Origin of the sequence: Anaerovibrio sp. (assembly GCF_051866355.1) — a bacterium.
Taxonomy (GTDB): Bacteria; Bacillota; Negativicutes; order Selenomonadales; family Selenomonadaceae; genus Anaerovibrio.
On the sequence record NZ_JBJDWZ010000118.1, the window covers coordinates 1 to 11597 of the forward strand.

General features: G+C 52.4%; 9 protein-coding genes. 1 reads left to right on the forward strand and 8 read right to left on the reverse strand.

Going from position 1 to position 11597, the window contains the following annotated elements; translation table 11 throughout:
- The 4 genes from ACI3UA_RS06260 to ACI3UA_RS06275 all read right to left on the reverse strand — a co-directional run.
- The coding region (locus ACI3UA_RS06260) for an S-layer homology domain-containing protein (protein ID WP_439723964.1) at positions 1–901 on the reverse strand (901 nt) is incomplete at its 3' end.
- A gap of 351 nt (positions 902–1252) precedes the next feature.
- Positions 1253–2746: a 4-alpha-glucanotransferase gene (gene malQ, locus ACI3UA_RS06265; RefSeq protein WP_439723965.1), complete on the reverse strand. Its 1494-nt coding sequence runs from the start codon at positions 2744–2746 to the stop codon at positions 1253–1255.
- 4 nt (positions 2747–2750) lie between these two features.
- Positions 2751–3602 (reverse strand): endonuclease/exonuclease/phosphatase family protein, encoded by an 852-nt coding sequence (locus tag ACI3UA_RS06270; RefSeq protein WP_439723966.1) that lies wholly within the window; start codon positions 3600–3602, stop codon positions 2751–2753.
- A 251-nt stretch (positions 3603–3853) separates the two neighbouring features.
- Complete coding sequence (locus ACI3UA_RS06275; protein ID WP_439723967.1) at positions 3854–6067, reverse strand: PTS transporter subunit IIBC; 2214 nt, start codon at positions 6065–6067, stop codon at positions 3854–3856.
- Positions 6068–6339: 272 nt separating this feature from the next.
- Here ACI3UA_RS06275 and ACI3UA_RS06280 point away from each other — a divergent pair, with 272 nt between their 5' ends.
- Positions 6340–7401: a LacI family DNA-binding transcriptional regulator gene (locus tag ACI3UA_RS06280; RefSeq protein WP_439723968.1), complete on the forward strand. Its 1062-nt coding sequence runs from the start codon at positions 6340–6342 to the stop codon at positions 7399–7401.
- A gap of 336 nt (positions 7402–7737) precedes the next feature.
- Here the strand turns inward: ACI3UA_RS06280 and ACI3UA_RS06285 are convergent, their stop codons facing one another.
- The 4 genes from ACI3UA_RS06285 to ACI3UA_RS06300 all read right to left on the reverse strand — a co-directional run bounded on the left by ACI3UA_RS06285 (position 7738) and on the right by ACI3UA_RS06300 (position 11393).
- Positions 7738–9825 (reverse strand): heavy metal translocating P-type ATPase, encoded by a 2088-nt coding sequence (locus tag ACI3UA_RS06285; RefSeq protein WP_439723972.1) that lies wholly within the window; start codon positions 9823–9825, stop codon positions 7738–7740.
- Positions 9826–9854: 29 nt separating this feature from the next.
- Entirely contained in the window at positions 9855–10559 is a 705-nt protein-coding gene (locus ACI3UA_RS06290) for an HMA2 domain-containing protein (protein ID WP_439723969.1), read from the reverse strand.
- Between the two features lie 5 nt (positions 10560–10564).
- Positions 10565–11071, reverse strand: coding sequence for an HMA2 domain-containing protein (locus ACI3UA_RS06295; protein ID WP_439723970.1), 507 nt, complete (start codon positions 11069–11071; stop codon positions 10565–10567).
- 112 nt (positions 11072–11183) lie between these two features.
- Complete coding sequence (locus ACI3UA_RS06300) at positions 11184–11393, reverse strand: hypothetical protein (protein WP_439723971.1); 210 nt, start codon at positions 11391–11393, stop codon at positions 11184–11186.
- Positions 11394–11597: the final 204 nt, after the last annotated feature.

Consider the following 11597-nt stretch of genomic DNA (forward strand, 5'->3'; position numbering starts at 1 on the left):
CAATCTCACCAGTCTGATACTTGTCGCCCTTGCTCATGTCACTCTTCACATAGTTCATGTTGATGTCGAAGCAGTGACCGATAGAACCCCAAGTACCGATACCGTAGATAGCTTCCTTATCACCGGTACCGGTGGAAGAAGCATAGATTGCGCTTGCAGTCAAGCCGGTACCCTTGATTGGAATACCTGCCTGTACACCATCGGTTTCAGTACCGAGGAGCACGTTCTGGAAGCCCAGACCTCTCCAAGCACGACCTACATTAACCCATGCGCCGTTATCAAAGTTGCCTTCTACCCATACACGCTTGATGTTACCATCATGGCCGGACCAGGTCTTCTGGGAATACTTGCTAAAACCAGTGTTATAGCTACCATCATCACTGTAACGATGGTGGGTCTCAATCTGGGTCTTAACAGTCCAGTTGTCATTCACCTTGTAGTCACCGCGCAAATCCAGATAGAAACGGTCGTTGCTGCGGTCTACGCCATTAACATCCTTGTCATCATGGTCATACTGTGCGCGGAAGAAACCGTTGAAGTTTACCTTGCCAACCTGATTCTTCAAATCCTGCACATCAGCCTGCAGGGTCTTCAGCTCGGAGCCATACTCTGCCTGCATCTTCTCGATCAGAGCGCGGTCTGCAATATTTGCAGCTTCCATCTTATCAGTAGCACGAGCTACGATAACAGCCATCTCATAACGGCTGATAGCACGGTCACCAGCATAGGTGCCATCCGGCATACCTTCAATAATTCCGTCCTTTACCAGCTGATCTACGGCCTGATAAGACCAGTGATCCTTTGGTACATCTGCCAGACTGCCTTCTGCTGCCAGTGCAGTGCCGCTGATGCCAGCTGCCAAAGCCATAGCAACTGCCGCGCTCAAAATCTTCTTGTTCATCAAAATTCTCCTCCCAAAATAGATACATATCTTCTCCTGCCTACGCAAAGCAGGAGCTTCATCTATATAATGACCGGAAAACACATCCTCCGCATTGTCGCCCAATGCTTCCTTGTTTCCATCAAGCAGAGCCATGCAGGCACATATTCACCGGACATTCACAGGCATCCACGCCTGAGTGCGTCATTTTTAGTAGTGGAAAAGCCCCCCCGCCGCCCCCGCTCACACACACGGAGGCGGCTTTTCGGCTTTTCTTTTTTGTGGTCGGCCCTGCTACGGGGTGTAGTATAATAGGGCCTTCCACAAGGTGTCATATATTTTATTGAAAATAAAGGGGCAAATTAATAGTGGTTAAATCCTGCCAAACGTATCTGCAGTATGGCGGATTTCCTGTGCCAGCTTGCTGGTCAGAGCCTTGCCGGACACGCGCCATCTCCAATTCTGGCCTACAGTAGAAGGCTGATTGGTTCTGGCTGAATTATCCAGTCCCAGATAATCCTGCATAGGGATAATGCAGGTGGCCGCATTGCTGCGCATAGCAGCCGCAATCATAGGTTTATGTAAATCCTTAATAGGAGTTTTTGCATCACACAGATAGTCCCTTACCATCTGCATTTCTTCCTTGTTGATACTCTTGAACCAGCCCTGCAGGGTCTCGTTGTCATGAGTACCGGTGTAAACCACGCAATTCTCAATGTAATTGTGCGGCAGATAATCGCTTGCCGCGCCGGTGTCACGGGAATCAAAGGCAAATTCCAGAACCTTCATGCCAGGGAAGCCGCTGTCCTTTACCAGCTGACGCACAGTGTCAGTCATAAAGCCCAAATCCTCGGCGATTACCCTTCTGTCACCCAGACGCCACTTCATCGTGTTGAACAAATCCATGCCAGGGCCCTTTTCCCAATGGCCGTTGGTGGCATCCTTAGCACCATACGGAATGCTGTAGTATTCATCAAAGCCACGGAAATGGTCGATGCGCAGGACATCATACATGTTGAAGGCATACCATACGCGGCTCATCCACCAGTCAAAGCCGGTTTCCCTGTGATAATCCCAGCGATAAAGCGGATTGCCCCACAGCTGGCCGGTAGCGGAGAAGCCATCAGGCGGACAGCCTGCCACAGCAACCGGGTTGCTCTTTTCATCCAGCTGGAACAGCTCAGGATGGGACCACACATCGGCACTGTCCATCGCTACATAGATTGGAATATCTCCGACAATCTGGATTCCCTGGCTGTTGGCATAACGCTTCAAATCCTTCCACTGGCAGTCAAACTTGTACTGCAGGAACTTCTGGAACTCTATATCAAAGTAAAGCTTGTTTCTGTAATGCTCGATGGCGTAGCCGTAGCGGAGCTTGATATCCTCCGGCCACTCGTTCCAGCACTTGCCGCCGAAGAAATCCTTCAACGCCATGAACAGGGCATAATCCTCAAGCCACCATTCATTTTCGCGGACAAAGCGGTGGAAATCGCCATTCTGGTTGATATTGCTGCGCTCATAAGCCTTGCGGAGCAGCGGATAACGCCCCTCGTACAGCTTTGCATAGTCAATATCATCAGCCTTGCTGCCAAAATCCACGGCCGCAGTTTCCTCTGCGGTCAGCAGTCCCTCGCCGGTGAGCCAGTCCAGACTGATAAAGTATGGATTGCCGGCAAATGTAGAAAAGGACTGATACGGTGAATCGCCATAGCTGGTAGGCACCAGCGGCAAAATCTGCCAATAGGTCTGACCGGCTTCTTTCAGCCAGTCAATAAATCTGTAAGCGGTTTCATCAAAACAGCCAATGCCGTATTTGGATGGCAAGCTGCTTACAGGCATCAAAATTCCTGCACTACGTTTCATCGTGTCAATCCTCCAAATCAATTAATACGCCATAGTGATCCGAAATCACAGGCTCATCTTTTCCATCGAAGCAGGCTCTGCTCTTTTCTATGCCCGCCTTTTCACTGCACCAGATATGATCGATGCGCATTCCCTCAAGCATGTCCTCCTCGGACAGCTTGTCTCTCCATCCATCTATGACACCCTGGACGGTAACGCCAGAGCCCTTCTCCTCAGCCAGCAGGTATGTGTCATGCCAGCCGCTGGCGGCAATCAGGTCATACCCTTCGCCACGAACCTCTGCCGGACTGTTGAAGTCGCCCATGAGGAAAACCCTGCCCTCATGCTTCTGGGCAATCACCTCACGCTGCAGCTTCTGCCACTGTCCCTCAAAAGGCTCCACCTCATCGGTCCACCATCCCAGATGAACCGTGTAAAACCAATCCTCCGTGCCGGCCGGGCGCACACCAAGCGCATAGCGGGTACGCCAGTTGCCATAATCGGCATCCCTGCTCAAAAGCACCACATTGGTTTCGGCAATAGGCTTTTTGCTAAGAATAGCCAGCCCTTCATCATACTTGCTATAACCGAGCTTCATGGGAAGCCAGGTCCAGTTGTAGGCCAGGCCCCTGCTCCGAAGCTCCGCCGCCACGAGGGCTGCATGATTGTCAGCCTTGAGCTGACGCGGCTCCTTGCCGTTCCTGCACCTGCCATTCTGCAGTACAGGCACAGCCTCCGGAAAATCAGCTGTCTGGTTTACTTCCTGCATAGCGATAATATCAGGCTGGAGCTTTGCAATATACTCAAGGAAGTTTTTTGTTTTTTCATCGTAATTTTTTTCAATAATGCTATGGGTGTTGATACTCAAAAGCCTCATGATATTGCAAACCTCCAAACTGATACTATTAACACTTATATTTCTACTGATATTTGTTAATTTTGCCTGCGCATCTGATACCTGCCGATATCCCCCGCGCATCTGCTTCTATGTACTTTGTACTATATATTATGTGCTTCCTGCCTGCCGGCCGTAACCCGTGCCCTGCCACAACGGACAGGGCACAAATTACAACTGACTTGCTACAATAAATTGCTACTTGCTACGAGAATTGCTGCAAGAGAATGTCATTACAGGATATCGTTGATATCAGACTTCAATACATCAGCCTTCGGGCCGTATACAGCCTGAATACCATTGCCCTTTACGAACAGGCTCTGTGCGCCTTCAGCCTTCCAGGCTGCCAGGTCAGCAACCTTGGAGCTGTCCTTTACGGTTACGCGAAGACGGGTGAAGCAGGAATCTACCAGCTCAATGTTCTCACGACCGCCCAGGAGGCCGATGATGCGCTCAGCCTGGCCATTGTCAGCACCGGAGGACTTCTTGGAGCCCTTCTCTGCCTCTTCGTCAGACTCGGAATCAGAGTAGTTGCCAAGACGGCCCGGGGTAGCGAACTGGAACTTGCCGATTGCATAGTAGGAAACGGCAGCACCGATGATGAAGAACACGATAACAGTGAGTACGAAGTTTACAACATCGCCCATGAGGCCTGCGTTGCTTACCATAGGCAGACGGGAGATGAACTCCAGGTTACCAAAGGAATGCAGACGGAGGTCGATTACACCGGCCATTGCGAAGGCGAAGCCCTGCAGGATAGCGTAGAAGATGTACAGAGGAACTGCACAGAACATGAACATGAACTCGATTGGCTCGGTAACACCGGTCAGGAATACTGCCAGTGCAGTGGAGATGAACATGGACTTGTAGAGGTGACGCTTGTCAGCATCTACACGACGATACATACCGAATGCGAAACCAATCAGCAGACCGGATGCACCAATCATCTGGCCAACCTTGAAACGGGCAGGGGTTACAGTTGCGAGCAGCTGATCATAGGAAGCGGTGTCACCGGACTTAACGAAGTTAATCAGGTCGTTAATCCATGCCAGCCACAGAGGATCCTGGCCATATACGGTAGTGCCGGCACCGAGACCGGTCTGTACTACATAGGTACCGCCCAATGCGGTGTAGTTTACAGGGATAGTAATCATGTGATGGAGACCGAATGGAAGCAGGAGACGCTCAAGGGTACCATAGATGAATGGTGCCAGAAGCGGTGCGGTATCGGAGGAGTTTGCAATCCAGATACCGAAGCTGTTGATACCGCCCTGAATAGCAGGCCATACCAGAGCCATGATGATGGAGATGATTGCGGAGTATGCAATAACTACCATCGGAACGAAACGCTTACCATTGAAGAATGCCAGTACATCAGGAAGATTACGGAAGTTGTAATACTTGTTGTAAGCAATAGCACCTACGAAACCGGAGATAATACCTACGAATACACCCATGTTCAGGGCAGGTGCGCCCAGAGTGCTAACGAAATAATCCTTTACCAGAAGCTCCTGGCCAAACAGGGAATAAACAACTGCATCAGGGTTGCCGATCATGTCACCGGAAACACCGAAGATGGAACCGGTAATGCGGGTAATCAGGCAGAATGCGATAATAGCTGCGAATGCACCGCCGGCACGCTCCTTTGCCCAGGAACCACCGATTGCGATAGCGAACAAAATGTGAAGGTTGGCAATGATTGCCCAGCCCATATTCTCAAGAACCTGTCCCAGTGTCATCAGTGCGCTGATATCGCCGCACCAGAGCTGGAACACCTTACCGATGGATAATGCCAAACCGGCGGCAGGCATTACCGCTACTACTGTCAGCAGAACTTTACCAAGGTTCTGCAGTAAATCAAAGTTGATCATTGATTCCTTATTCTCCTTTTTCTCCTCTTTCTTAGCCGCAGGCTGAGGCTTTTCTTCAGCCTTCTTCGGAGCCGCTGCCTTTGCAGGCTCCGGAGCCTCCTCTGTGCGGCACTCAATCTGATAAACAGGCTGCTTGCCCGGTGTAACTGTTGCACCGATTGCAGTGTTTTTCAGAACGCCCTCCGGGCCGCCACAGAAAATAACAGGTGTTACGGACTCAATATTGTGCTCCTTGAGATACTCAAGGTCAACACGGGCTATTGGGTCACCAGCCTTTACCTTGGTGCCTGCTTCTACTTCTATAGTAAAAGGAACACCCTTCAGGCTTACTGTTTCCAGACCGACATGAACCAGAAGCTCAACCCCGTTCTCTGTCTGGAAGCCAAATGCGTGACCGGACTCTGCAACAGTAGTCAGTGTGCCATCCACAGGACTGCAGATGCGGCCATCGCTCGGGATAATGGCTACGCCATCACCGAGAATCTTGCCGGAAAACACCGGATCCGGTACATCTGTCAGCGGAACAACCTTGCCGCTAAGCGGTGAATACACCGCCGTCAAAATCGACTTTGCCATAATATCTACTCCTTCTCTTACTAGGGATTTTTCAGCGTCTTTTGAAACGCTTCCTCCACGAAGTGTTTCTTGTTTCTGAAACCCTGTAGCTATATTAAACCATATTTCTGCAAATAATGCAACACTTTTTTCAAGAAACTTGAAATTTTTTTTGAAATGTGATACATTGTATATGAAAGGAAATGGACAAATTTTCATTTCATATCATACAACAGCAAACAGGCTGAAATTCACTCTTTACTGATTCACTTATATATGAAAGGAGCCTATTTATGGCAGTAACAATCCGCGACGTAGCGGCGCTGGCCGGCGTATCGCCCGCAACGGTATCAAGAACCTGCAACAACAATCCGGCCATCAGTGCAGAAACCAGGGAGAAGGTATGGCAGGCAATCGCAACCCTGGGCTATCAGGTAGCCACCCCGGCCCCCAGTGCAACAGACATGGAAACAGGAGCCTACAGCGGCAGGGGCGGCGACAAAAGAACCCAGACCATCGGCATCATCATGCGCCCCCAGGCGCAGAAGGGCTACGACAATCCCTTCGTCACCCGCTCTATCCGCGGCATCAGCCAGGAGGCCATGGAGCAGAACTACTCTACTATTGTAGTTTCCGGCGAAACCTACGAGCAGATGCTGGAATATGTGCGGAAGCTGACCGCACAGCAGAAGGTGCAGGGCTTTGTCTTCCTCTACTCCGCGCTGGACGACCCGCTGATTTCCTATATGCATGAGAAGGAAATCCCCTTCGTGGTCATCGGCAAGGCCAGTGCCTATGTGAACGACACTATATATGTAGATAATGATAATCTGGTGGCGGGGCAGGAAGCCGCCAACTACCTGATTTCACTGGGCCACAAGCGGATTGCCTTCGTCTGTGACAACATCTCCCAGATATTCGCCTACGAGCGTCATGCAGGCTTCCGGCTGTCCATGATGCAGAACGGGCTGGATGTACCGGATGACTATCTCCTGTACGGCATCTCCATGCCGCTGGACGACGACTCTTCCATCGCAAAGCTCCTGAAGAGCGACCGCCGCCCGACAGCCCTGATTATTGTGGATGATACGGTGGCCCTGGCAACGCTGCAGATATGCCATGAAATGGGACTGAAGCTGCCGGAGGATTTGTCCATCATCACCTTCAACAACTCCATCATGGTCAAGCTGGCCAACCCGCCGCTGACCACCATCGACGTCAACTCCCGCCAGCTGGGGGTTGAGGCGGCCAGCCAGCTCATCAATCTCATTGAGCATCCGTATATGACCGCCACCAAGATTATCGTCCCGCATCACCTGGTGGAAAGAAAGAGCTGCCAGGCTCCCAAGGAATAAGCCCACCGGCCGCCCCTGCGGCCTGCTGTAAACAAAAGGCTGCCGTCAGCCCTGTTGCCCTAGCGGCAATATGACTGACAGCAGCCTTTTTTTATGTGAAAATGGTGAACTTTTGTATAAAATTTGTTCAAATCTGCCCACAATATATGAAATCTAGCTGAAAATATAGCCAGAAATTGTGCAACTGTTTAACTTTTTGTTGCGCAACTTCTGGCTTTTTGTTACATTACTGTTTCATGATTTTTGCATGAATTTTTATCTTGATTAACTTTTGAGTATATCTTGATTATATTTGTTTCATATGTTGCATGATTTGTTGGTGCGTTTTTGACCGCTTCATGCCAATATTTTTTTCTGCTTCGGTGCCAGGATTCTGGCGCTGTTCAGAACCACGGCCAGCGTGGCAGTGTTATGAATAACAGCCGCCCACAAAGGCGTGATTACACCCAGCGCTCCCAGCAGCATGGCGGCAGAGTTGACCGTAATCGTGGCCGTGAAGTTCTGGTGAATCAGACGCATGGTGCGCCTGCCCAGCTGCAGTGCCTCAATCAGCCGCGTCGGGTCCTCCGAGCGGATGGTGACAGCCGAGGTTTCCGCCGCCAGATCCGTCTGGCGGCTCCCCAGGGTCGTGCCTACGTGGGCAAAGGCCAGGGCCGGGGCGTCGTTGATGCCGTCCCCTACCATCATTACCGTGCCGCGCTTTTTCAGCTTCATCACGTAGTCTGCCTTGTCCTCCGGCAACACCTCCGCATGGTAGGAATCTATATCCATCTCCCGTGCCACCTGGGTCGCCACCGCTTCCGAGTCGCCCGTCAGCATGACGATTTCATCCACGCCATACCGCCGCATCTGGTTGAGGGTCTTCTTCATCAGCGGGCGTATCGGGTCCTTGATGCCGATACAGCCGAGTATCATGCCGTTTCTTGCCACGTAGATGTAGCCCGTGCCTGCATTCTCCTGATGTATATGCTCCATTCCCTCTACGCCGCGCTCCTGCATCAGCCTGCAGCTGCCCACCAGCACATCGCCGCCGGAAAAGCCCTCAAAATCAGGCACAACGGCGGCCATGCCCCGCGCCACAATGGTCTTGGAGGACCTGTGCTGTGGCACTGTCCACTGCTGTTCCTGCACGTACTTCTGAATGGCAATCGCCAGCGGGTGTACCGAATGCTGTTCCGCGGAGGCCGCCAGAAGCAGCATTTCCTTTTCCGTCACCTCCGGCGCCGTGTGAATATCCGATACCTGCGGCACGCCCACCGTAATAGTGCCCGTCTTGTCCAGCACCACGGTGTCCGTTTCCGCCAGCGCCTCGATGTAGTTACCGCCCTTGACCAGTATGCCCTTCTTGGCGGCGGCACCGATGGCCGCCGAAATAGCAGTTGCCGTAGAGAGCTTCAGGCCGCAGGAAAAATCAATGAACAGCAGGTTCAGCACCCGCTGCCAGTCCCTGGTAGCGCCGTAGACAATGGCGGCCCCCAGGAAGGAAATCGGCACCAGCAGATTTGCCATGGTATCGGCAAAATTCTGTACCGGTGCGCGCCGCATCTGGGCTTCCTCCACCAGATGAACGATGTGGGCAAGTGATGTATCCTTGCCTACCTTTTCCACCAGAATCTCAATCTCTCCGGCCTCCATCACACTGCCGGCATAGACAGGCAGTCCCTGCCGCTTCATGGCAGGAGCGGATTCGCCGGTAATGGAGGACTGGTTCACCGCGGCAGTGCCCTTGATAACCCTGCCGTCCACGCATATCTTTTCGCCGGTGTGGGCGGCAATCACATCCCCTGCCTTGATTTCCTGCACGGGAACCTTGCGCTCCACGCCGTTATCCACCAGCCACACATAAGGCTGATTCAGATCCAGAAGCCCCGAAATATGGCTCCTGGCCTTTTCAGCCGCATAGCTGGTGAGCATCTCCGCACCGTTGGAAAGGGCCAGCAGGCTCAGGCTTGATTCCGGCTTGCCGGCCAGCACGGAGGCGATTACCGCCGTGGCAGTAAGGGTATCGGCGTTGGGACGGTTGTCGCGCACCAGCCCGGTCACGCCGTTCCTGATGAAGTTTCTGGCGATGTAGAGAATCATCAGACTGCGGAGAATTTTGACGCTGGCAAAGGCGGCAGGCGATACCTTTTTCAATAACTGCATGGCGGCAAGACTGCCCACGGAAAGAATGGCTTCCCTCCTGTAGTCTGCCATGGCCATATTTTCCTCACCTGCTGACCCCTCCTGACGAGAGGCCCCGCCTGCGGCACGGGTCTCACCCAGCACACCGCGAATCTGCTGTACCGGCAACGGGCCGCGATACCACAGCTTCACATAACAGCCGTTGTTTTCCTCAATCACTGCCGACACGACGGCAGGAATACTGCGCAGGCGGGCACACAGCAATTTTGACTTTGACGGAGCAGGGCGAACCGCCAGCATAAATCTGCAGCAATTAAACCTCACTACCATCACCCCCGCCAGCCTTTCATCAGATGCAGTGCCCACCATATCATCGAAGGGCCTGACGGCCGCTGGCCGTAAACCAGCATTTTCCTGATTCCCCTGAGCAGGAAAAACAGGGATATGAGTGCCGAAATATCAAAGCTGTTGCAGGTAAGCCGCCGCACCTGTCTGTTCAGGAACGCCCCCGTACTGCTCCAGCTTCTGGCATAGAGGGTAGGCACATGGCGTCCCCGCCCGGCAGCGGCTTCCGGCCGCATGCCCGCCCCGTCTGCAAAGGACGGCGCCGCAGGCTGAACAGCGGCGCCAGCCTGACTGCCGCTTTCCACCGGCACCAGCCGCTGGCGTATTCCCTCCATCAGACTGTCCATGGCTTCCTCACTGCCGCTGTATTCCAACAGCAGGCTGCCCGTCACATCATTTGCCTTGACTGACCTGATGCCGGAAAGGCCGGTCAGCCTTTCTTCCAGATAGCGGCACAGGGTGGTATTGCCCACCAGCGCGGCCATGCGGTAACGGCGCCTGCCGGACAAACTGCTTACCAGGGCAAACTCAGGCACCTGACCGCTGACCGCCGCACCTGCATACGCCAGAGCGCTCCTGCCCGCCCCGGACTGCACAGACGGCCCCTGCTTCCCCAGCCTGCCTGCAATAGCCTCATGCAGTGTACTGCCTATGGAGGCTCCCATCATAATTCCGGACATAAACGACATAGTTTTTACCTCCTGACATGGGTTTTGATATAGTTTTCCACCTGGGTCAGCTCCTTGTTGGTATGCAAAAGCTGCGGCGTGTACTTGATGAGGATGGAGCCGGTGACGGAATTGACCTCCACCTCGCTGAGCTCGGCATAGCTCCTGAGATAGGCCAGCACCTTCTTGCAGTTTTCCTCATTTCCCACCAAGGCCCTGCTGTAAAGGCGCACACGGCCGGGAATATACGCCGCCACCTCCACGGTACGTATAAACATATCTATCCTGCTTTTAGGAATATTGATAAAATCCATTATCCCCACTTTGTTCATCCCCTTCTGCAAATCCTTTTTCAGCTTGCCGCCATGCTGCCATGTATGCAAAGCAGACAAAACCAGCCAGCCCGCGCCACACACCGTATGGAGCCGGCTGTTCTTCAGCAGTACCGACACCCCCGTGCCGACGCCCAGGACTGCCAGCGGCACGGACAAAGGAACTGTCTGCAGGGATTTTTTCATTTCGTTCAGCGTCATGATTATCTCCCAATATGCTAAAATTGCTAAAACTGCTAAAATCGCTAAAGCTGCAACCTATGCAAAAAAGGAGCCGCCCCGACGGGAACAGCTCCTTCCCCTGCAATCGCTGTTACTCAGCCTTTGCTGCCTCCTGAGCGGCAATCAAATCCTCCAGCTCTTCCTTCTGACGCTGCAGCTCTGCCAGCGGAACCTGGCCGCCTGCTGCCATTGGCTGCATAGCCGCCAGCTGCTGCTCACGCTCCTGCATAAAACGATAGCCGAAAATACCTGCTACAGCACCTACTGCCAGCCCAATCCAGAAATCAGTCTTTTGAAACATAAAAAACTCCTCCTTTGAAATATAAATTAATAGGCAAAATGATTACATGCCAGTGCCGCCGAAATTCTTTAAATGATTTTTATAATGACTTTCATGCGACATTGATATTTAATCTCAAACAATTATAGCACAATCCCTTGAAAATGAAAATGATTTTTATATGCTGTCGCCTGTTTTTTGCTGTAAAGCTGATATGCGGCCTGC